This window comes from Bradyrhizobium sp. HKCCYLRH3059, assembly GCF_051168035.1.
Lineage (GTDB): Bacteria > Pseudomonadota > Alphaproteobacteria > Rhizobiales > Xanthobacteraceae > Bradyrhizobium.
This window is the reverse complement of the sequence record NZ_JBNPUF010000006.1, coordinates 147,947-171,111: the sequence shown is the minus strand read 5'-3', so window position 1 is coordinate 171,111 and position 23,165 is coordinate 147,947. Positions and strand designations below refer to the sequence as shown.

General features: G+C 66.8%; 18 protein-coding genes. All 18 read right to left on the bottom strand.

Translation table 11 applies throughout. The features are described from left to right. Positions 1-26: 26 nt before the first annotated feature. The gene (locus tag ACQR13_RS19940) at positions 27-884 is read right to left on the bottom strand and encodes an LpxI family protein (RefSeq protein ID WP_315750910.1); all 858 of its coding nucleotides are present in this window, start codon (positions 882-884) and stop codon (positions 27-29) included. Positions 885-888: 4 nt separating this feature from the next. Next, complete coding sequence (gene lpxA, locus ACQR13_RS19935) at positions 889-1,698, bottom strand: acyl-ACP--UDP-N-acetylglucosamine O-acyltransferase (RefSeq protein WP_315711606.1); 810 nt, start codon at positions 1,696-1,698, stop codon at positions 889-891. Positions 1,699-1,727: 29 nt separating this feature from the next. Then, complete coding sequence (fabZ, locus tag ACQR13_RS19930; protein WP_284418776.1) at positions 1,728-2,186, bottom strand: 3-hydroxyacyl-ACP dehydratase FabZ; 459 nt, start codon at positions 2,184-2,186, stop codon at positions 1,728-1,730. Next, positions 2,186-3,253 carry a UDP-3-O-(3-hydroxymyristoyl)glucosamine N-acyltransferase gene (lpxD, locus tag ACQR13_RS19925; protein WP_315711605.1) on the bottom strand — a complete coding sequence of 356 codons (1,068 nt, stop codon included), beginning with the start codon at positions 3,251-3,253 and terminating at the stop codon, positions 2,186-2,188. The genes fabZ and lpxD overlap by 1 nt, the downstream gene beginning before the upstream one ends. A gap of 117 nt (positions 3,254-3,370) precedes the next feature. Further along, positions 3,371-5,911: an outer membrane protein assembly factor BamA gene (gene bamA / locus ACQR13_RS19920; RefSeq protein WP_315711604.1), complete on the bottom strand. Its 2,541-nt coding sequence runs from the start codon at positions 5,909-5,911 to the stop codon at positions 3,371-3,373. A gap of 174 nt (positions 5,912-6,085) precedes the next feature. Further along, positions 6,086-7,237: an RIP metalloprotease RseP gene (rseP, locus tag ACQR13_RS19915; protein WP_315750909.1), complete on the bottom strand. Its 1,152-nt coding sequence runs from the start codon at positions 7,235-7,237 to the stop codon at positions 6,086-6,088. 39 nt (positions 7,238-7,276) lie between these two features. Further along, a complete protein-coding gene (gene dxr, locus ACQR13_RS19910; RefSeq protein ID WP_315711602.1) occupies positions 7,277-8,500 on the bottom strand; it encodes a 1-deoxy-D-xylulose-5-phosphate reductoisomerase in 1,224 nt (407 codons plus the stop codon). 41 nt (positions 8,501-8,541) lie between these two features. Next, the gene (locus ACQR13_RS19905) at positions 8,542-9,429 is read right to left on the bottom strand and encodes a phosphatidate cytidylyltransferase (RefSeq protein ID WP_315750908.1); all 888 of its coding nucleotides are present in this window, start codon (positions 9,427-9,429) and stop codon (positions 8,542-8,544) included. Beyond that, a complete protein-coding gene (locus ACQR13_RS19900; protein ID WP_315750907.1) occupies positions 9,426-10,184 on the bottom strand; it encodes an isoprenyl transferase in 759 nt (252 codons plus the stop codon). Before ACQR13_RS19900 ends, ACQR13_RS19905 begins: the two co-directional genes overlap by 4 nt. A gap of 12 nt (positions 10,185-10,196) precedes the next feature. Further along, a complete protein-coding gene (gene frr / locus ACQR13_RS19895; RefSeq protein ID WP_315711599.1) occupies positions 10,197-10,760 on the bottom strand; it encodes a ribosome recycling factor in 564 nt (187 codons plus the stop codon). Between the two features lie 162 nt (positions 10,761-10,922). Further along, entirely contained in the window at positions 10,923-11,639 is a 717-nt protein-coding gene (pyrH, locus tag ACQR13_RS19890; protein ID WP_315750906.1) for a UMP kinase, read from the bottom strand. A 74-nt stretch (positions 11,640-11,713) separates the two neighbouring features. Then, entirely contained in the window at positions 11,714-12,637 is a 924-nt protein-coding gene (gene tsf, locus ACQR13_RS19885; protein ID WP_315711597.1) for a translation elongation factor Ts, read from the bottom strand. Between the two features lie 129 nt (positions 12,638-12,766). Next, a complete protein-coding gene (locus ACQR13_RS19880; protein ID WP_315711596.1) occupies positions 12,767-13,756 on the bottom strand; it encodes a 30S ribosomal protein S2 in 990 nt (329 codons plus the stop codon). Between the two features lie 154 nt (positions 13,757-13,910). Then, complete coding sequence (locus tag ACQR13_RS19875) at positions 13,911-14,432, bottom strand: hypothetical protein (RefSeq protein WP_315711595.1); 522 nt, start codon at positions 14,430-14,432, stop codon at positions 13,911-13,913. Positions 14,433-14,522: 90 nt separating this feature from the next. After that, complete coding sequence (locus ACQR13_RS19870; protein WP_315711593.1) at positions 14,523-15,485, bottom strand: FHA domain-containing protein; 963 nt, start codon at positions 15,483-15,485, stop codon at positions 14,523-14,525. Beyond that, positions 15,482-16,774 carry a S1C family serine protease gene (locus ACQR13_RS19865; RefSeq protein WP_315711592.1) on the bottom strand — a complete coding sequence of 431 codons (1,293 nt, stop codon included), beginning with the start codon at positions 16,772-16,774 and terminating at the stop codon, positions 15,482-15,484. Before ACQR13_RS19865 ends, ACQR13_RS19870 begins: the two co-directional genes overlap by 4 nt. Positions 16,775-16,956: 182 nt before the next feature. Further along, complete coding sequence (locus ACQR13_RS19860) at positions 16,957-19,266, bottom strand: caspase family protein (protein WP_434863126.1); 2,310 nt, start codon at positions 19,264-19,266, stop codon at positions 16,957-16,959. 170 nt (positions 19,267-19,436) lie between these two features. Further along, entirely contained in the window at positions 19,437-22,967 is a 3,531-nt protein-coding gene (gene dnaE / locus ACQR13_RS19855; protein WP_316185787.1) for a DNA polymerase III subunit alpha, read from the bottom strand. Between the last annotated feature and the right edge of the window lie 198 nt (positions 22,968-23,165).

The following is a 23,165-nucleotide window of genomic DNA, read 5'->3' as shown; positions in this document are numbered from 1 at the left end:
GGCCGGGCCTGCCGGAGGCCGGGGCGTCACGCCGTGACACCCGTGATGAACACGCCTGCCCGATCGGCGGCAGCCACTGTCTCCTGGGGATCGGCGAGCAGAGTATAGGCGGCAGCGACGGCGACTCCGGCGAGACCCGCGGCCGAAAGTCCCTCGATGGTTCGCGGACCGATGGTCGGCAGGTCGTAACGCAGGTCCTGGCCAGCCTTGGGCGCCTTCACCAGCACGCCGCGCCCGGCAGCAGCACGAATGCGGCGATCGGCGCGCAGCCGCGCCACGCGGGCCAGCAGCCCGTCGGTGCCCTCGATGTCCTCGAGCGCAACGACGTGGCCGTCGATCACGACCACGGCCTGCCCGACATCGAACGGCGCCATGGCGCGGAGCACGGACATTCCTTTGGCGATGTCGCCAGTCACCAGATCGTTGGGCCCGCTCCGCGTCAGCCGCCCTTCGGGCACGAGCAGATTGGGGGCGACGTCCTTGACGCCGATCATGTGAAAGCCGTGACGCTCGAAGATGCGGCCGACGCCGGACAGCAGATGATCGTCACCGCCGCGAAAGGCCGACCAGATGTAGGGCAGCTCGCGCAGCGTGCCCCAGTCGAAGCGGATCTCCGACACGGCCGGACGAACGAGATTGCCGATGAACATGAGATCGCGAACGCCCTCGGCCTTCAGGAGCTTCAGGGCATTGCCGAGTTGGCCGAGGCCGATCCAGTGATGACGGAAGCGCGCCAGCGGCTTTGGATCGCAGATGCCCTTCAAGGCGAACAGCACCGGCGTCTGGCCGCGCGCGACGATGGCATCGGCGACCGCGAAAGGCAGCACCCCGCCCGCGGCGATCATGCCGATCGGCGGAGAGGTCACGGCGGCCGGCGTCGCCATGGCGCTACGGCTCGATGGCCGGCCTGCCGATCTCGGGCAGGCACAAGGCGCGATGTCGGCCGCCATCGATGAAGGCGAGGATCTCGGCAATGGCGGGATCCTCGCCGGCCAGCGGCCGCACCGCCGCGAGGCGATCGGCGAACACGCCGGGGCCATGGAAAAGCTTTTGATAGAAGGCACGCACCGTGGCGAGGCGCTCGCGTGTGAACTTGCGGCGCTTCATGCCAATGACGTTGAGACCTTCGAGCGCGGCATACTGGCCGTTGGCGAGGCCATACGGAATGATATCGCCGCGTACGCCGCAGACGCCGCCGACCATCACGCCATGGCCGATGCGGGTGAACTGATGCACCGCGGACAGACCGCCGATGTAGACGGAATCACCGACCTCGACATGGCCGCCAAGTGTCGCCGAGGTCGCGAAGATCACGTTGTCGCCGACAACGCAATCGTGGGCGACATGGGCATTGTTCATGAAGAACCCGGCATTGCCGACCTTGGTCAGGCCGCCGCCTTTCGTGGTGCCGATGTTCATCGTCACGCCTTCACGGAAGGTGCAGCCGGAGCCGATCTCGAGCCGATGCGGCTCGCCGCGATAGCTGAGATCCTGCGGCGCGCCGCCGAGCACGACGAAGGGCGAGATCACGTTGTCATCGCCGAGCGTGGTGTGGCCCATGATCTGGACGTGGCTGATCAGCTTGCAGTTGGCCCCGATCACGACGTTGGGGCCGACGATGCAGTAAGGACCGATCACGGTCCCCTCACCGATGACGGCGCCATCCTCGACGCGTGCGGTGGGATCAATCTTGCTCATTTCGACGCAATCAACTTTCTACCAGCCCGTCAGTCGGTCAGCATCGCGCCGACATCGGCCTCGGCGACGACGACGCCGTCGACCTTGGCATCGCCGTGGAACCACCACATCGTCTTGCGCCGGCCGATCGAGCGCATGTGATACTCGATGGTCTGGCCGGGCAGCACCGGCTTGCGGAACTTGCACTTGTCGATGGTGAGGAAATACACCGCGCGCGGCTTTTCCGTGCCCTCGACCGACTTGATGCCGATCACGCCGGCGGTCTGGGCCATGCCCTCGATCATCAGCACGCCCGGATAGACCGGCCGCTCCGGAAAGTGCCCCTGGAAGCAGGGCTCGCCGATCGAGACGTTCTTGACGCCGATGCCGCTGTAGTCGGCCCGGATGTTCTTCACGCGGTCGATCAGGAGAAATGGATAACGGTGCGGCAGCGTCTTGAGAATCTCGTTGATGTCGACGTCCGCAAACCTGATGGGTGACTCCTCCATCACTCCCGTCCCTCGTCCCTGTTCGTCGCGGTCGAATCTCGCACCAGCCGTTCCACCGCAACGATCTCGCGGAACCACTGCTTGGTCGGCTTGGCGAAGAAACCGCCCCACCGGCCGTTCGGCGGAATGTCGTCCTTGACGCCGCTCATCGCCGTCACCTGCGCACCATCGCCGATCGTCAGGTGATTGTTGATACCAACCTTCGCCCCGAGCGCGACGTTGTCGCCGATCGTGAGACTTCCTGCCAGCCCGATCTGGGCCGCCAGCAGGCAATGCCGTCCGATTGTGACATTGTGGCCAATCTGCACCTGGTTGTCGATCTTGGTGCCCTCGCCGATCACCGTGTCGCGCAGGCTGCCACGGTCGATCGTCGTGCCGGCGCCGACCTCGACATGGTTCTGGATCAGCACCCGCCCGGTCTGCGGCACCTTGGTGTGCCCATCCGCGCCGAAGAAGATGAAGCCGTAGCCATCCTGGCCGATGCTGCAGCCAGGATGGATCAGGACGTCGTTGCCGATCAGCGCGCACTGGATGACGGTGCGGGCGCCGACATTGCAGTCGCGACCGATCTTGACGTGGGGACCGATCACGGCACCCGCACCAACGATCGTCCCCGAGCCGATCTCGACATGGGCGCCGATCACCGCCAGCGGCTCGACGATGACGCCGTCCTCCAGCCGCGCGGTGGGATCGATGATGGCTTGAGGCGAGATTCCATCGTCGCCGAACCAGGGCTGCGGCCGCAGTGCGTCGGCATGGAACTCGCGCGCGAGCTGCACGAAGGCGCGGAACGGCTGATTGGCGCGAAGCACTGCGACGTGGGACGGCACGCGCGCCTCGAATCGCGGACTGACCAGGCAGGCGCCCGCTTTGGTCCCGGCGAGCTGGCCTGCGTATCTGAGGTTGTCGAAGAACGCCAGATGCATCGGGCCGGCCTCGTCGAGCGACGCCAGTCCCTTGACGACCTGCTCGCCGCGGGATGGGTCGACCAGGGTGGCCTTGGCGGCGGCGGCGATCGCCGCCAGGGTCGTGGGCGGCGGCGATTGGAAGAAGGTCGGCTGGGCCATTCCGTCGTACTCTCAAGACAAAAAGTCAGAGCCCGGCTCCGGTGTCCCGGAACCGAGCTCCCATTTCTTACACCGGCGAGGTTGGTCGATGCCAACCCGGATTCGATCGGCCCAGGCTCAGAACGAGGTACCGCCGCCGAACCGGAATTCCTGCGTCCGGTCGAACTGACCCTTGGTGAGCGGGATCGCGTAGTCGAAGCGCAGCGGACCGAACGGCGACGCCCACACCAGACCCACGCCGACCGAGGTCCGGACCTTGTTCTGGTCATCGAACTGCAGACCAAGGCAGGTGCCGGCGTTGTTCGGGTTGCGCGTCGGCTTGATGCAGCCGGGGGTATTAACCTCGCCCGTCGCAGCCCAGGACGTCGGACCCTGATAGCCCCACAGGCCGCCAGCGTCGGCGTAGACGGCCCCCTTCAGGCCCGTCTCCTTGGGCAGGAACCAGAACGGCATCTGCAGTTCGAGCGAAGCGCCCCAGTACTTGGTGCCGCCCAGCGCGTCCTGCGTGCCGAACGGATTGATATCGCGCGGACCAATGCCGTTCGGAGCGAAGCCGCGAACCAGGTTTGGACCCATCTGGAAGTGATCGAGCATGCGCAGCTGCGTATTGCCGATCTTGTTCAGGATGCCGCCCTGGAGGTGGACGATGCTGACGATGTCCGACACCAGCGGGGTGAAGTACTTCGCATCGAACGCGGTCTTCAGGTACGACACGTCGCCGCCGACACCCGCGAAGTCCTGCTTGAAGTCGACCAGCAGGCCGTCGGTCGGGTTCTTGTTGTTGTCGAGCGTGTTGTAGTTCAGCGTGTAACCGAGCGCCGAGGTCAGCGTCGCGCCGTTCGCCAGCTCCTGGCGGACCGGCAGCGAGGCCTCGCCATTGGCAAAGCAGCCGAGACCGCCGTTCGGATCGGCGAGACCATTGGCATTGATGAACGCCGGCGTCGGATTGAACGGCACGAAGCGGTTGCCGATCAGGGTGCCGGCCGCGACGTTGTTACAGTCCGACAGCGTCGCCGGCAGCGAGATCTCCTGGCGGTAGATCGAGTAGCGCAGTTGCAGCGACAGGTCTTCACGCAACTGGAAGCCGAGGCGCGGGCTGAAGCCGAGCGTCTTGGTGCCGTAGGAGATGAAGTTGTTGGCGAGCTGCTGGCGCTGGTACAGGTCGAGGCCCAGCGCGACCCGGTAGTCGAGCAGATAGGGCTCGACGAACGACAGCGAGTAGCCGCGGGCGAACTGGCCGTAGGTCACCGACGCCTTGGCGAACAGGCCGCGGCCGAGGAAGTTGCGCTCGGAGATCGAGACCTCGGCGAGCGCACCGTCCGTGGTCGAATAACCGCCGGAGATCGAGAAGTCACCGGTCGACTTCTCTTCCAGGTTGACGTTCAGGACCACGCGGTCGCTCGAAGAGCCCGGCTCGGTGACGATCTTCACGTCCTTGAAGAAGTCGAGGTTCTTCAGGCGGCGCTCGGCACGGTCCACCAGGGCGCGGTTGTAGGCGTCGCCCTCGGAGATGTCGAACTCGCGGCGAATGACGTAGTCACGGGTGCGGGTGTTGCCGCGGATGTTGATGCGCTCGATATAGGTGCGCGGGCCCTCGTCGATGGCGAACACGACCGACACCGTATGAGCCTCGAAGTTGCGATCGCCGCGCGGACGGACCACCGCGAACGCGTAGCCGCGCCGCGAGGCCTCGATCTGCATCTCCTCGACCGACTTCTCGATGTTCTCGACGTTGTAGAGCGAGCCGACGCTGACGCGCGAATATCCGCGCAGCGTGGTGGCGTCGAGCGTCGCGATCGACGACTGGAAGTCGACCGAACCGACCCGGTACTGCTGGCCTTCCTCGATCTTGAAGGTCACGAGGAAGCCCTTGCGCTCCGGATCGTACTCGCTGAGCGCAGCCACGACCTGCACGTCGGCATAGCCGTTCTTCAGGTAGAAGCGGCGAATCAGGTCGCGGTCGGCCTCGACACGGTCCGGATCGTAGACGTCGCCCGAGCCGAGGAAGCTCAGGAGGTTGGTCTCGCGGGTCTTGATGACGTCCTTGAGGCGATAGGACGAGAAGGCGTTGTTGCCGACGAACTCGATCGACTTCACGCCGGTCTTCGCGCCTTCCTCGATCGTGAAGATCAGGTCGACGCGGTTGTTCGGCTGCTCGATCATTTCCGGCGTGACGCGCACGTCGTAACGGCCCGAGCGGCGATAGATCTCCGCGATGCGCTGGGCGTCGGACTGCACCATCGGGCGCGACAGCGTGCCGCGCGGCTTCGACTGCACTTCCGCCTGGAGCTGCTCGTCCTTGACCTTCTTGTTGCCCTCGAACGCGACGCGGCCGATCACCGGGTTCTCGACGACCGTGACGATCAGGCGCCCGCCCTGGCGGTTGATCTTCACGTCGGAGAACAGGCCGGTCTCGATCAGCGCCTTGAGGCCGTCATCGACCCGGCCGGCGTCGAGCGTCCCGCCGGGGCCCGGCTTGAAGTACGAGCGGATGGTCTCCAGCTCGACGCGGCGGTTACCGACCACTTCGATCGAGTTGACCGTCTGAGCCGCAGCTGGCGACGAAAGAACCACGCTCGCCAGCGGCAAAGCCACCGGGCCGGCGAACATGATAAAGGCGGCCGCCAAGCCCCCCCGCACCCGCAATCCGAACTTCATGCGCTACGCGCCCTTATATTCCGTTGCCGGTTCCGTACCCCTACGAACCCGACAGATTCCCATTTGTCGTTCGCTTGTAGCCAATTTGGACCCGGCGGCAAACGCCGGATCTCTCTGAATTTTCAAATTCGTTTCAAAACGTTGCCCAACGGCCACGTCGTAAAAAAGCCGCGCTCAGGACCCGGCGAGGTGAAGGATATCGTTATAGGTTGCAAAGACCATCAGCATGAGGACCAGCCCGAGGCCGATTCGGAACCCCATCTCCTGCGCCCGCTCCGACAGCGGCCGGCCGCGGACGGCCTCGACCCCATAGAACAACAGGTGTCCGCCATCGAGCAGCGGAACCGGGAACAGGTTCAGGAGCCCGATCGAGACCGACAGCGTCGCGCACAGTTGCACAACGAACTGGAAGCCGAGGCTGGCTGCCTGTCCCGAGAGTTGTGCGATTCGGATCGGACCGCCGACGTCGCCAGCGCTTCCGGCGCCCGCGAACAGCGAGGCGATGAACTTGAAGGTCGTGGAGATGATGAACCAGACCTGCTCGAAACCGATCTTGATCGACTCGAGGAACCCAACGGGGATCGACCGCGATTCGTCCGGCTTGGCGTTGTACTGGATGCCGAGCACGCCGATCCGGTGGCTGTTGCCGAACAGGTCCTTGACCTCCTTGAGCGCCGGCGTCGCCTTCAGGGTGAGTTCCGTGCCGTCCCGCTTGATCAGGAAGGACAATTCGGTGCCGGCGCTGACCGAGACGACGCGCTGCATGTCGGCGAAGGTCTCGATCGCCCGGCCGTCGATGGCGGCGACGACGTCACCGTCCTTGAAGCCGGCCTGGGCCGCGACGCTGTCCGGCTGGACGGCATCGACCCGCGGGGTCGTGTTCGGCTTGCCGAAATACAGCGCCATGCCGGCGAAGATGATGACCGCGAGGATGAAATTGGCGATCGGGCCGGCCGCGACGATCGCAGCGCGCTGACCGACGGTCTTGTGGTGGAAGCTGTCGGCCCGCTCCTCGGCCGTCATCTTGGCGAGCGCCTCGGCCGAAGGCGTCGAGGCCTCGGATTCGTCGCCGAAGAACTTCACGTAGCCGCCGAGCGGGATCGCCGAGATCTTCCAGCGGGTGTTGTGGCGGTCGTTGAAACCGATCAGTTCTGGGCCAAATCCGAGCGAAAACGTCAACACCTTCACGCCGGCCCAGCGTGCGATCAGGAAATGGCCGAGTTCGTGGAAAAACACCACGATCGTCAGCACGAACAGGAACGGGACGATGTAGCCGAGAAGGCCGTGGCTCAACGTATTGAAGATATGGTGGAAAAATTCCGACATCGATGACCTTCCCGATGGGCCGGTGGCCCGTCCAACCCTTTAAGATGCTTTTGCGGCGATTTGAGGCAAGAGGCCGGAGGCCCTTTTTCGCGCGTCATGGTCAATGGCGATGGCGTCGTCCGCCGAGGTCAACGGTGCCAGATTACCCGAACGCGTCCAGTCCTCGAGGGTCGCCTCGACCAGCCGGGCGATCGCACCGAACCGGATGTGACCAGCGATGAAGGCCGCGACGGCGACCTCGTTGGCCGCGTTGAACACCGTCGTCGCGCCGCGCCCGGTGCGCAGCGAATCGTACGCCAGCCGCAGACCGGGGAACCGCTCGAAGTCCGGGGCCTCGAAGGTCAGCGTGCCGATCTTGGCGAGATCGAGCCGGGCCGACGGCCCCTTGATGCGCTCCGGCCAGCCCAGGCAATGGGCGATCGGAATCCTCATGTCCGGCGCGCCGAGCTGCGCCACCACCGAACGGTCGGAGAACTCGACCATGCCGTGGACGATCGACTGCGGATGCACCAGGACGTCGATCTCGTCGGGCGACAGCGCGAACAGGTAGGACGCCTCGATCACCTCGAGGCCCTTGTTCATCATCGAGGCCGAATCGATCGTGATCTTCTGGCCCATGCTCCAGTTCGGATGTTTCAGCGCCTGGGCCAAGGTCGCCTGCTCGATATCGGCCGGCGCCCAGGTGCGGAACGGGCCGCCCGAGGCGGTGATGATCACCCGCACCAGTTCCTCGCGATTGCCCGAGGACAGCGCCTGGAACAGCGCGTTGTGCTCCGAATCGGCCGGCAGGATGCAGGCGCCAGCCCGCGCGGCCCGCTCCATGAAGAAATCGCCGGCACAGACCAGGCATTCCTTGTTGGCGAGCGCCACGGTCGCGCCGCGGTCCACCGCGGCGAGCGCCGGCTTGAGGCCGGCGGCGCCGGAGACGGCGGCCATGACCCAGTCGGCGGGACGGGCTGCCGCCTCGATGATGGCGCTCTCCCCTGCCCCGCATTCGATCCCGGTGCCCGCCAGCGCGTCGCGCAGCTCGTCGAGGCCGGCCGGATCGGCCACCGCCACGAAGCGCGGGTTGAACTCCCGGGCCAGCTTCACCAGGCCCTGGACGTTGCTGTTGCCGGTCAGCGCCTCGACGCGGTAGCGCTCCGGCGCGCCGCGCACGAGGTCCATGGTCGAATCGCCGATCGAGCCGGTGGCGCCGAGCACGGTGACGCTGCGCACCTCCGCGAGACCGGCCTTGTTGTTCCGCAATGGCACTGCGCTCATGTTCTCACCAAACAATCTCGACCGGCCAGCCGCGCTGCCGGTCACCAAACCAGAAGACCGCGGCCGACGCCATCGAGGCCGCCGCGCAGCAAACCGAGCAACGCGGCGACGACGATCGCCGCGACATAGCCGTCCAGGCGATCCAACAGACCGCCATGGCCGGGAATGATGTGACTGGAGTCCTTGACCCCGAACTGCCGCTTCACCGCAGATTCGAGCAGGTCGCCGAGCTGCGAGACCACCGACAGCGCCGCGGCGAGCATAAGCATCGCCATCAGGCCGCCGGCGCCGGCCATCGACCAGGCGGCCGCGGCGACGAGGCTGGCGGCGAAGCCGCCGACGGCGCCGGCCCAGGTCTTGTTCGGGCTGATCCGCGGCGCGAGCTTCGGCCCGCCGATGCTGCGGCCCGCCACGTAGCCGCCGATGTCGCTGGCCCATACGACCAGAAACACCAGCACCAGCGCATGCCATCCCTCGGCGGCATCGAAGCGCACCAGCACCGAGCCGAGCTCGGCGGCCGACGCGTAGGCGAAGCCGGCGGCCACCCAGGCGCGACGTCCCGCAGCGAGCGCAGTGACGGCGACCAGGCCGAGCCCAAGCACGACGACGGCGAAGTCGATCAGGCCATAGGCGCAGCAAAGGCCGGCAACGCCGATGGCCAGTGCGCCGGCCGTGCCGACGCTGGCCGTGCGAACCTCGCCCACCACCATCAGCCATTCGAGATACAGGCCGACCGCGACCACCGTGACCAGTGCGGTCCAGAATACGCCGCCGGCATAGGCGGCGCCGAGCGCCAGCGGCACCAGCACCAGCGCCGCGGCAACCCGCATCACCAGATTGCTGGTTGCAGCCTTTTTCGGCGGCGCGGGATCATTGCGCTGCGCGGCGTTGGCGGCGTCTCTCACGGCAGCGGTATCCCGTTTGGTCACGAGGCGGTTTTCGCCACGAGACCGCCGAAGCGGCGTTCACGCCGGCCGAACTCGGCGATCGCGCCCTCCAGCGCGGCCTTGTCGAAGTCGGGCCAATGGATCGGCACGAACACCAGCTCGCTATAGGCCGCCTGCCACATCAGGAAGTTGGACAGCCGCTGCTCGCCGCTGGTGCGGATGATGAGATCGGGATCTGGAATATCGGGCGCATCGAGATGAGCGCCGATCGCATCGGCATCGATCGAAGCCGGATCGCGCCGGCCCTCGGCGACCTCGCTGGCCAGACGCTGCGCCGCGCGCGCGATCTCCTGGCGCGAGCCGTAGTTGAAGGCGACCACGAGCGTCAGCTTCGTGTTGCCCCGGGTCAGTTCCTCGGCCTCGCTGAGGAGCGCGCAGATGTCGGGCTCGAGCCCGTCGCGCTCGCCGATCACCCTGACACGCACGCCGTCGCGATGCAGGGTCGCGAGATCGTTGCGGATGAAGCGGCGGAGCAGCCCAAACAGGTCGCCGATCTCGCTGGCCGGACGCGACCAGTTCTCGGACGAGAACGAGAAGATGGTGAGATAGCGAATGCCGAGCTCATGCGAGGCGCGCACCACGCGGCGCAACGCCTCGACGCCACGGCGATGCCCTTCCGCGCGCGGCAGCCCGCGGGCCGCAGCCCAGCGGCCGTTGCCATCCATGATGATGGCAACATGGGCCGGTCCGTCGGACCGGTCCGGCGCCTCCGTCATCGGGGCCGCGGCATTGGACATCAAGCGCATCCTTCAGACGGTGAGGATTTCCTTTTCCTTCGCCGCCAGCAGCTGGTCGATCTCCGAGATCACGCTGTCGGTCGCCTTCTGCACATCGGCAGCGAGGCGCTCCTGATCGTCCTCGGACATCTCGTGATTCTTCTCGAGCTTCTTGAGGGTATCGAGACCGTCGCGGCGGACATGGCGGACGGCGACACGGGCAGCTTCCGCATATTTATGCGCGACCTTGACCAGCTCCTTGCGCCGCTCCTGGTTGAGCTCGGGAATGCGCAGCCGGATCACCTGGCCTTCGGTCGCCGGCGACAGGCCGAGGTTGGAATCGACGATCGCCTTCTCGACGGCCTTGACCATGGAGCGGTCCCAGACCTGCACCGAGAGCAGGCGCGGCTCGGGCACGGAGACGGTCGCGAGCTGGTTGAGTGGCATGTGCGAGCCATAGGCCTCGACCTGGACCGGCTCCACCATCGATGCCGAGGCGCGGCCGGTGCGCAGGCCGCCGAGCTCGTGCTTCAGCGCCTGGGTCGCGCCCTGCATGCGGCGCTTCAGTTCGTTGAGGTCGAAATTGCCCGTGCTCATCACGCTTTCCTTTCTGCAATCCGGAGCGTTGCGGCCGGCTCTGCCAGGCCTTGAAATGCCTGCGGCCGGACTCGGGCGACTCCCGGATGAATTCCTGTCTCGCTTACGCTTCTACCGCAGGCTCGGGATCGGTCCAACACCGGCGGCCGACGGTGCCGCGGCTCACCCCGCGACGATGGTGCCGCGCCCTTCGCCCTGCAGCATCGCGCCGATCGAGCCCGGTTCGGCAATGGAGAACACAATGATAGGCAGCAACGTTTCCCGGGCAAGGGCGAATGCGGTCGCGTCCATGACCTTGTAGCCGCCCTCGATGGCCTGCGAATGGGTCAGCCGGTCGAAGCGCTTGGCGGCCGGATCCTTCTTGGGATCGGCGCTATAGACCCCGTCGACATTGGTGGCCTTGAGCACGGCCTGGGCACCGATCTCGGCCGCCCGCAAGACCGCTGTGGTATCGGTCGTGAAATAGGGATTGCCGGTGCCGCCCCCGAGCACGACGATGCGTCCTTCGGCCAGCGACTTGTGCGCCGCAGCGCGCGTGAACAGCTCGCACACCTCCGGCATGACGAAAGCCGAGAGCGCCTGCGCCGGGGTGCCCTTGCGCTGGATGGCGGCTTCCAGCGCCAGGCAGTTCATGACGGTGGCGAGCATGCCCATGGTGTCGCCGGTCGGACGCGACACGCCCTGCGACGAAACCTCGACGCCGCGCACCATGTTGCCGCCGCCGACCACGACTGCGATCTCGACGCCGAGCTTCTGGGCCGCGATGAGGTCATCGGCGATGCGATCGACGGTCGGCTGGTCGATGCCGAAGGAATGAGGGCCCGCGAGATATTCGCCGGACAGCTTGACCACGACGCGACGATAGACCGGCTCAGCCATGTGCCAATGCTCTCCTATCCCGCGCGTTGAGATCCGGCGCGAACGCCGCGCCGGATCGTGACTGTGCTCAGTCGTTACTTCTTGCCGCTGGCGGCGGCGACTTCGGCAGCGAAGTCGGTCTCTTCCTTCTCGATACCCTCACCGAGGGCATAGCGGACGAAACCGGCAACCTTGATCGGACCGCCGACCTTGCCTTCGGCTTCCTTCAGCGCCTGCGCGACCGACTTGCCGCTGTCGTGGATGAAGGCCTGCTCGAGCAGGGTGACTTCCTTGTAGTAGGTCTTCAGACCGGACTCGACGATCTTCTCGATCACGTTTTCCGGCTTGCCCTGCTGACGATACTTGTCGGCGAGCACGTCCTTCTCGCGCTTGACGAGCTCCGGATCGAGACCCGCCGCATCGATCGCCTGCGGATTGGCCGCGGCGACGTGCATCGCGAGCTGACGGCCGAGCACGGCGAGCTCGTCGGTCTTACCGGGCGACTCCAGCGCCACGATCACGCCGAGCTTGCCGGCACCCTCGATGACGGCGCCATGGACGTAGCTCGACACGACGCCTTGGCTCACTTCGAGCGAAGCCGCACGCCGCAGCGTCTGGTTCTCACCGATGGTGGCGATCGAATCGGCAATCGCGGCCTCGACCGTGATGCTGCCCACCTTGGCGGCCTTGATCTTCTCCACGTCGGCCCCGACGTCGAGCGCGACCTGGGCAATCATCTTGACCAAACCCTGGAAGTGCTCGTTGCGGGCGACGAAGTCGGTCTCGGAATTGACCTCGACGACCACGCCCTTCTTGCCGGAGGTCAGCGCGCCGATCAGGCCCTCGGCCGCAACGCGACCGGCCTTCTTGGCGGCCTTCGACAGGCCCTTCTTGCGCAGCCAATCCTGCGCGGCCTGCATGTCGCCGCCGTTCTCGGTGAGCGCGGCCTTGCAGTCCATCATGCCCGCGCCGGTCGACTCGCGCAGGTCCTTCACCATCGCTGCGGTGATATTAGCCATCGTTGAACGTCCTTTTGCCTGTCCAAAGCGCGACGCAGCGGATGGCTCGTCGCCGCCCGCTGCCAGGAAAAACCTATCTCAGTCGCGATGGCCGGCGTGAGACGCCGGCCAGAATGGTGTTGTGTCGTCTTACGCGTCGGCGAGCGACTTGGCCTGCGCGACCCAGGCATCGGCCCGGCTCGGGAGACCGACTTCTTCGCCGATCTGGTGCGCGGTGTCGTGGTTGAGCTCGGCGAGCTGCCAGTAGTGGAAGATGCCGAGGTCGTTGAGCTTCTTCTCGATCGCACCGGACACGCCGGTGAGCTTCTTGAGATCATCGGCGGTGCCGCGCGGACCAGGCAGACCCTGGAACGTCGAAGTGGACGCAGCCGGAAGATCTTCCTCGAGCGGAGCCGCCGAGGCGCCGACGTCGATCCCGAGCTCGCCCTGCGCGCGCGAGATGCCGTCGATGGCGGCCCGCGCGATCAGGTCGCAGTACAGCGAAATGGCGCGGCCGGCGTCGTCATTGCCGGGCACGACATAGGTGATGCCCTTCGGATCGCAATTGGTGTCGACAATCGCGGCCACCGGGATCTTGAGGCGCTGGGCCTCCTGGATCGCGATGTCTTCCTTGTTGGTGTCGATCACGAAGATCATGTCGGGCAGACCGCCCATGTCCTTGATGCCGCCGAGCGAGCGGTCGAGCTTGTCGCGCTCGCGCTGCAGGGTCAGCCGCTCCTTCTTGGTGTAGGAGTTGGCTTCGCCCGAGGACAGCACCTCGTCGAGATGACGCAGGCGCTTGATCGAGGCCGAGATCGTCTTCCAGTTGGTCAGCGTGCCGCCGAGCCAGCGCGAATTGACGAAATACTGCGCGCAGCGCTTGGCTGCATCGGCCACGTTGTCCTGCGCCTGGCGCTTGGTGCCGACGAACAGGATGCGGCCGCCCTTGGCGACGGTGTCGCTGACGGCCTGCAGCGCCGTGTGCAGCAGCGGCACGGTCTGGGCGAGATCGATGATGTGGATGTTGTTGCGGGCTCCGAAAATGAAATCGGCCATTTTCGGATTCCAGCGGTGAGACTGGTGACCAAAGTGCACGCCAGCTTCGAGCAGCTGACGCATCGTGAATTCAGGCAGCGCCATTGGATATTCTCCGGTTGATTCCTCCGGAAACGCGTGAGCAAAAACGGGCCGTCAAGGCCCGGCTTGCCACCGGACGCCCTCTAGGAGAGCCAAGTTTCCGTGTGAGATGGCGCGCTATATAGCCGGATTTTGGCGCAACGCAAGGAAAATGGGCTCATTCGGCCTGCAGAAGCTCGACCATCGCCGTCCGGGCCTGCCCCTCCTGCAGCGGAACGAAGTCGACCGGGCCCTTGTTGTCAGCGCCCGACGAGGCCGCGGCCATGACGCCCATGCCGAGCAGGCCGAACGCCATGCCGCCGCCCTGCATGGCCCTGGACCGATCACTGGGCCTGATCGAGAAGAAATAGGTCCGCCCCGGCTCGGTGTTGAAATCGAGCACCGAGTCGCCTGGGAACAGGGTCTGGGTGGCGACGAGGTGGTGCGGACCGGCCGGACGGTCGACGTAGACATAGGTTCCGGGGATCAGGCGACTCAGCGCGACGCCGTCGACCTTGGCGTCGCACGTGGTCCGGTCCAGCCAGGCATCCTTCAAGCTCATGATGATGATGCGGGACTGCCCGGCACGCGGTGCCCCGATCTTCTGTGACACCACAGCGTATTCGGTGCCTTCCTTGCCTGTCAGGCATCCTGATACCAGAAATGCCGCTCCCAATCCCAGCAGCGCTCGCCTGTTCATTGCCCCCTCCCCGTAGAAACCCGGGGTTCGAGGCTATGACGGGAACCAGGGAACTTTCAACCTCCGGGAGCAAAGACAGTGGAACTGTGATCAGCGCTCCACACCGGCCGGGGCCAGCGCGGCGCGGTCGGCATCGAGCTTCGCCCTCAGCCGCGCGGCGTCTTCGAAGAAGGTCTGCTCGTCCTGCACCGGGACCAGGCGCAGGGACGGCGGCATCAGCACGTGGCTGACATTGGGACGGCCGGAATTCGCCAACGCCTCCGACCGCTGCACGGTCTGGATCGCGATCGCGACCACCAGCAAAAGGCCGACCACCAGGCCCTTGGCGAGCATATGGGTGCGTCCGACCTCACGCAGATGCAGCAAGCAGGTCGCGGCGAGAACGATCCACGAAACGACGTAGCCGTAGGTGAAGACAGCGCTCCAGGTCAGGGCGAACGAGGCAATCTGGGCGAACTCGCTGTAGACCCAGAACGCAATCAGACCCGCCTGCGCGATCAGGAGGTGGCGCAGAAAATGCGAGCGGCCGGAAAACAGCCGCGCCAGCAGCGCCCAGACGCCAACCCATGCGACGACCACCCCGATCATCGTGACGGTCGGCACAAGATAATCGGACAGATGCGCCTCGGAGGTCTGCGCAAACCAGGTCATCACCGCGTTGATCGCGAGCAGGACGACACCGAGGGCGATCGCGGCGATGATCGGCAGCGCCCCGCGTTCGGAGCCCGCGAGCCGCTCCGGCTCGACGGCATGGCCGGCGTCGCGGATCCGAAGCAGCGTCTGGCCGATCCGGATCGGCTTGGCGCCGTCGAGGACGAGCTGCGGCTTCCGGCTCTTGCCGCGATCGAGAAAGAGGCCATTGGCGCTGCCGAGATCCTCGGCGACCAGGCGCCCCTCGCCGTCGCGGAAAATTCGCACATGGCGCGCGGCGACATAGGGATCGTCGAGGATGACGTGATTGTCGTAGCCGCGGCCGATGCTGATCTCGGCGGCATCGACGCGGAAGCGGCCGGCGACGTCGCGATGCTTGGAGAGGATCTCGATCCAGATCATCGTGCGACCTGCAGGCGTTCGAGGAAGCTCTTGCCGAGGCGCAAGGCGTCGTCATAGGCGATCGCCTGCAGGTTCAGCCGCGACACCAGCGCCTCGTCGGCATGGTCCTGCGTCACCGCGACCAGCACGACGTCATAGAGGCCGTCGAACTCGCGATAGCCCTGCGCACACCACAGCACGCGTAGCGACGGATGAGCGGCCGCCGGCGTCACGCCGACGAAATCGGCATGGCAATGCTGCGGCGTGTACCATTTGCGAAAAGAACCGCCCTGGGTGAGTCGCGGCTGCGCCAGCTGCGTCAGCACGGTCGCGAACTGGAATTGATTGAGGTCGATCGATTTCGCGTAGGAGTGGCTGACCTCCACCACGCCGGTGTTGAGGTCGGAGGCGACATAGACGCTGGCCTCGGCCTTGCAACTGGTCGAATTGATGCTGGCGCGCGGCTTCGGCGATGCGCTGACATTGGTGCTCGCCCAGCATTCGAACCAGCCCGCGCGCGTCTCCGGCGCCTGATAGGACCCGAACACCCGATCGCGGAAGCCCTCCTCGCCCAGCGACTTGTAGAGCGCTCCACGCCAGCTCGTAAGCTGCGCGATCACGTCCTTGCGCAGATCGGCCGCGGCCGGCCTGGCGTCCTGGCCGCGCGCCAGGAGCGCGGCCGCGAAGCGGGCGGGCACCAGGAAGCTGATGAGCTGGCCGCCGCGGCGCGTGGCGACGTTGATGCCGACCACCTGGCCTTGCGCATTCACCGCGGGCCCGCCGCTCATGCCGGGATTGAGCGCGCCGGTGAAATGGATGTGATCGTTGTAGCTGTGCTCGACGAGACCGTTATACGTTCCCTCGATGATGGTGAAGCCGAGGTCGAGCGGGTTGCCGAGCGAATAGAGCCGCTCGCCTTTCGGCAGGCTGCCGTCGAGCGCGGCCTTGTCGAACGAAAAGAACGGCGCGTTCTGCTTGTCGACGCGAACGAGCGCGAGATCGTTGGGCAGGTCGACAGCGAGCAACGTGACGCCGCCCTGCGTGCCATCGGCTCCCGTATATTCGAGCCGGTATGTCTTCGGCTCGAGTGCTGCATCCGACACAACGTGATAGTTCGTGACCGCGAGCCCGTCGGCGGAGACCAGAAAGCCGGATCCGGTCGAGGTCTGGCGGCCGGCATCGGCCACGAGCGTGCGGATCTGGAGCAGGCGCGGCGGCGCCGAGGCATAGACGGCTTCGGCGCCCGGCAGCGCTTGAGCATCGCTTGGCGATGGCAGGCCGGCGATACCGACGCCGCAAAGCGCGGCCATGATTGAGCTTCGCAAAGACAGCGTGCGCAAGGTCCCGACAAACGCTGATATCACTGATGCCCCCGCAACACGTCGTCGGCCGCCGACGTCCTGCGCCCACGATCGATCAGTCCGGCGGTCCGGCCATATCGAAAACAGGCCGATGTTGCAACCGCGCCGACCTCAGGCCAACGCGCCGCGGCTCAGCAATGCGGGACGTTCGGCGGACATCTCTTGCCCGGCGGCGGGGCCGCCGGACGTGGCGGCGGCGGCGCGGGCCGTGCCATCGGCGGCGGTGGCGGCGCTGGCCGGGCCACGGCGGCCATCGGCGGCGGACTGGGACGCGCCATCTGCGGTGGAGGCGCAGGACGCGCCATCGGTGGCGGAGCGGACGGACGCATGACTTGCGGCGGCGGCGGCGCCGGCCGAGGTGGCGGAGCCGCCCGAACCATCGGTGCAACCGGCGGTCGTGGCGGCGCCGGTGGCGGGCTCAGACGCGCCGTCGCCGGTGGTGGCGGCGGGCGGCGCTGGATCTGCGGTGGCGTCGCCTGCTGAATGCGCGGGCTCACCTCAGGCCCGCGCGGAGCGGCTGACGGCATGACCTGACGGGACGGCGTCACCGATGGCCTTGCGGGCGGCGGCACGACTGCGCCCGGCGGCGTGCGGTTCGCGCGCAGATCCTGGCGCGCGGGCGGTGGCAGCGCGGCAGAGGGCGATGCCGGTGCCGGCTGGCGCAGACTAGGAGCCTGAACCGATGGTGGCACCGGCGGACCACCGCGACCGGGCACCGGCAGCGGATTGACATTGGCATGCCCCTGCCCGGGTCCCGTCATGGCGGGCGAGGGTCCGCCCGGCGGAGCGTTGGCCTGAATGGCCGGTGCTGCACCGGGCCGGACCGTGGGATTGGTGAGCGGTCCTCCCGGCGGCGGGACCTTGCCCTGCTGGATCAGCGTGGCGCGCTGCGCGACGGCCGGCGGCAAGGCCGGTGCCACCGCCACGGCCGGCGTCGTCACGGCCGCGGGGCCGGCAGTGATCGGCGCGGCCGGCGGCGCCGGACGATTGATCACGGTGTTGATGACGGTCGGGTTGTGGATGTTCTGGTAGATGATGTTGTTCGGCGGCGGGGCAACGAAAGCCGGCGGCCGGACATAGACCGGGATCGGCACGAACACCGGCCGCGGCAGGATGAACAGGCCGACCGGAGCGAACGGCGGCGGCAGCTCCACGAACTCCGGCAGAGGCGGCGGCAGGATGTAGACCGGCGGCGGGGGCGGCGGCACGAAATCGAATTCGGGATCCGAGAACAGCAGCACCGGACGTTCGACATAGATCACCTCGTCGAGCGGCGGCGGCGGCACGTCATATTCGATCATCGCGAAGGTCGGCGGCGGCGCCGGCTGTGCCGACAACATCGCCAGCCGCCGCCGGGCGTCCTCGGCATGCGCGCCATAGGGATAGCGCTTCAGGTAGGACCAATAGGCCTCAGGGCTGTCGGTGCGAAACGTCCGTCGCCAGGTCAGCGCCTCGCGGCGAGCGGCGACGAGGGCGCGCACGCGCCGCGCCAGCGGGTCGCTCGGATAGGCGGCGATGAAATCCTCATAGCCCTGCAGCGTGTCGCGCTCCAGCGCCGCGGCATAGGCCTCCTGCACCGGCAGCTCGCGGATCGGGCGCGAGCGCAGCGCCGCGGTCTGCTCCGGCGAATCCGGCGTGGCGGGCGCGTCCGGCGCCCGCTCGAAGAAGGTGAAGGCGGCCTGGATCTTCTGCGCATCCCACGGCACCTGCGCGCCCTTGGTCTCCTCGTTGACGCGCAGCCGCAGCCGGTCGAACACCTCCGGCAGCGACAGGCCGCCGGTGCGGATCATCTCCGCGAGCGAGCGCGCGTAGACGCCGTAGGCGCCGGTCTCGTTCGGCGCGATCGTGCCCGGCGCCGCATTGAAGGCGATCAGCATGTTGGCATCGGGCTCGACCAGCGCCAGGCCGCCGGCGATCGCCGGACCGCTGGCGATGAAGGGCTGCTGGCGGGCGGCATCGAGCACCACCACGCTGGCCTTCACCGGCGTCGCCGCAAGCTGGCGGATGTAGTCGCTGAGGCGCAGGCCTTCGGTCGGAATGTCGACGTCGCTGCCGATGTTGGCGTCGACGGGAAGAAAATAGTTCTCGCCGGCGAGCTGCATGCCGTAGCCGGCGAGATAGACCATCGCGACGGTGTTGGTGTCGGCTGACTGGGCCTTGTGAATGAAATCGCGAAAGCTCTTGCGCAGCGTGTCGGCATCGAGATCGCGCGCGCCGACCACATCGAAGCCCGCGGCCTGCAGCGTCTGCGCGATCAGACCGGCGTCGTTGGCCGCCGTCGCCAGCGGGCCCTTGGCATAGGCCCCGTTGCCGATCACCAGAGCGATACGCTTTTCGGCGCCGGGCTGCTGCGCTGCGGCAAGCCGCGGCAAGGCCGCCAAGGCGAGCAGGCAGAGCGAGACACTCAGGACGATCTTCGCGGTGATCTTGGTCAAGCGCATGGTTCAAGCCCCTTCGAGGCACCCGCCGCGGATTCAGCGGGAGAATGGCTGAACCGCGGTTGAACGGAGGCATGTCCGTACAGCCCGCGCGCAGCTTTTTTGTTCCTCGTCCCCCCGTTCGACCAGCAAGATCGCCGAACGCAGCCGCTCCAGCGGAACGATCGCCTCGATTACAGCTGCTGCACGTCGACCACGCCGGTCACCGCCTTGATGGCACCTGCGATTTGTGGCGAAACCTTGAAGCGCCCCGGCAGTTTCATCTCGACCTCGGTTTCGAGGTCCAGCATCATGACCAGCGACACCTCGCCTTCGCCTGCTGCGGTGCGGGGCGCCAACGGCGGCGCGGCGCTCTTGGCGATCGCCCCGTTGCCATTGACCGCGGCACCTTCCGGCCCCTGCAGGCGCTTGACGATGGAATCGAGCGGCTTGGTGTCGCGCAGGAAGATGCGCAATCCGCGCTGCGTCTTGGCGGCGGCATCATCGAGCGGCTCGGCATGCAGCACCCGCGCGCGGACATCCTCGCCCTGCAGCTCGGCGCCGAGCTGCAGCAGCACCGCCGCGCCCGGCTCGAGCACGTCGCGATATTGTGCGAGGCCCTCAGAGAACAGCACGGCCTCGAAATGGCCGGTCGGATCCGACAGACCCATGATGCCCATCTTGTTGCCGGTCTTGGTGCGCCGCTCCATGCGCGACACCACGGTGGCGGCAACCTTGCCCGCGGTCGCGCCGGTCTTCACCGCACGCGAAAACTCGGCCCAGCTCTGCACGCGCAGGCGCTTCAGCGCCGCCGCGTAGTCGTCGAGCGGATGGCCCGACAGGAAGAAGCCGATCGCATCATATTCGCGCCGCAGACGCTCGGCCGGCAGCCAGTTCTCGATGTTCGGCAGGATGATCGCGGGCGCATCGGCGGCGTTGCCGAACATGTCGTTCTGGCCGGAGGTGGCGGCCTCGTGCGCGCGCTGGCAGGCGGCGACGATCGCGTCCGCGCCGGCGAACACGCGGGCGCGGTTCTTGTCGAGCACGTCGAACGCACCGGCCGCCGCCAACGTCTCGATGATGCGCTTGTTGATCGCGCGCGGATTGACGCGAGAGGCGAAGTCGGCGAGCGAGGTGAACGGGCCGCCCTTGTTGCGGGCCTCGACGATCATCTCGATCGCCTGCGGGCCGACGCCCTTGAGCGCGGCGAGCGCGTAGAAGATGGTGTTGCCGCTGACCTCGAAGGTCGGCCCCGAGCGGTTGATCGACGGCGGCTCGACCTTGATGCCGAGGCGCTGCGCCTCGGTACGAAATTCAGAGAGCTTGTCGGTGTTGTTGAGATCGAGCGTCATCGACGCCGCGATGAACTCCACCGGATAATGCGCCTTCATGTAGGCGGTGTGGTAGGACACCAGCGCATAGGCGGCCGCGTGCGACTTGTTGAAGCCGTAGTCGGCGAATTTGGCGAGCAGGTCGAAGATCGTGTCGGCCTGGTCCTTCGGCACGCCGTTCTTGACGGCGCCTTCGACGAAGCGGACGCGCTGCTTGTCCATCTCGGCGCGGATCTTCTTGCCCATGGCGCGCCGCAGGAGGTCGGCCTCGCCGAGCGAATAGCCGGACATCTGCTGCGCGACCTGCATCACCTGTTCCTGGTAGATGATGACGCCGAAGGTCTCCTTCAGGATCGGCTCCAGGATCGGGTGCAGATATTCCGGCTCCTCCTCGCCGTGCTTGCGGGCACAGTAGGTCGGGATGTTGGCCATCGGACCGGGACGATACAGCGCCACCAGCGCGATGATGTCCTCGAAGCGGTCCGGGCGCATGTCGATCAGCGCACGCCGCATGCCCTGGCTTTCAACCTGGAACACGCCGACCACGTCGCCCCGCGCCAGCATCTGATAGCTCGGCGCGTCGTCGATCGGCAGGGTCGCGAGATCGACGTGGACGTCGCGCTGCTTCAGCAGCTTCACGGCGACGTCGAGCACGGTCAGCGTCTTCAGGCCGAGGAAGTCGAACTTGACGAGGCCGGCGGGCTCGACCCACTTCATGTTGAACTGGGTGACCGGCATGTCCGATTTTGGATCGCGATACATCGGCACCAGCTCGCTCAGCGGCCGGTCGCCGATGACGATGCCGGCGGCGTGGGTCGAGGCATGCCGCGTCAGGCCTTCGAGGCGCATCGCGATGTCGAAGGCGCGCGCCACCACCGGGTCCTCGTCGCGGAAGGCCTGCAGCTTCGGCTCGCCCTCGATCGCGGCGGCGAGCGTCACCGGCGCGGCCGGATTCTGCGGCACCAGCTTGGTGAGCTTGTCGACCTGCCCGTAGGGCATCTGCAGCACGCGGCCGACGTCGCGCAGCACGCCGCGCGCCTGCAGCGTGCCGAAGGTGATGATCTGCGCCACCTGGTCGCGGCCGTAGCGCTGCTGCACGTAGGAGATCACCTCGCCGCGGCGGTCCTGGCAGAAGTCGATGTCGAAGTCCGGCATCGAGACGCGCTCGGGATTGAGGAAGCGCTCGAACAGCAGCGCGAACCGCATCGGGTCGAGGTCGGTGATGGTCAAGACCCAGGCGACCAGCGAGCCTGCACCGGAGCCGCGCCCCGGTCCCACCGGGATGCCGTGCGCCTTGGCCCATTTGATGAAGTCCGACACGATCAGGAAGTAGCCCGCGTACTTCATGCGCATGATGACGTCGAGCTCAAAGGCGAGCCGCTTCTGATAGTCCTCCTCGGTCATGCCCGGCGCCATGCCGTGCACCTTGAGGCGCCGCTCCAGACCCTCCTCCGCCTGTCGCTTCAGCTCGGCGGCCTCGGCGCTGGCGGCGTCCACGGCATCGCTGCCGGTGCCGGCGCCGACCGTGAAGAACGGCAGGATCGGCTTGCGCGTCCGCGGCCGGTACGAACAGCGCTCGGCGATCTCGACCGTCGAGGCCAAGGCCTCCGGAAGGTCGGCGAACAGCACCGCCATCTCGGCACGGGTCTTGAAGCGGTGATCCGGCGTCAGCTGCACGCGCTCGGTGTCGGCGATCAGATGGCCGCCGGCGATGCACAGCAGCGCATCATGCGCCTCGTAGTCGTCGGCGGTCGCGAAATACGGCTCGTTGGTCGCGACCAGCGGCAGGCCCTTGCCATAGGCGATATCGATCAGGCCGCCTTCGACGCGGCGCTCGCGGTCGACGCCGTGGCGCTGCAGCTCGATGTAGAGGCGGTCGCCGAACAGGCTTGCCAGCCGCTCGCAGCGCTGCGTCGCAAGTGCCGCCATGTCGTGCTGGATCGCGAGCGAGATCGGCCCATCGGGCCCGCCCGTGAGCGCGATCAGACCATCGACACCCTCGTTCAGCCACTCGAACTTGATGTGCGGCGCCTGGTGCGTCGGCGTCTCCAGGAAGGCGCGCGAGTTCAGCCGCATCAGGTGGCGGTAGCCCTCCTCGCGTGCGGCGAGCAGGACGATTCGCGAGGGCTGCGCGACCGCGCCGGCATTGCGGGCATTCGGGTCCATGTCGCCGAAATCGATGGCGAGCTCGCAGCCGGCAATCGGCTGGATGCCATAGCTCGCCATCTTGTCGGAGAATTCGAGCGCACCGAACATGTTGTCGGTGTCGGTCAGCGCCAGCGCCGGCTGGCGGTCGGCCTTGGCGAGTTCGCCGAGCTTGCCGATCTTGATCGAGCCCTTCAGCAGCGAATAGGCGGAATGGACGTGGAGATGGACGAATCCGGCGCTGGACATGCTCGCCTTGCAGCTTCCCTGGGGCTTGTTCCGAGATCACGGTGCGGGGCCAAGCCTTGGGCTTGGCTCGAAGTCATGAACCGCCATGCCCCCGACCCCGACCGACTCGCTCCGCATCATATCGGACGACCTCCGGCGAGTCCGGCGCCCTCGCCTGCCTTGTCCCCAGCCGCTGCGCTCGGAAAACTAAAGCTGTGG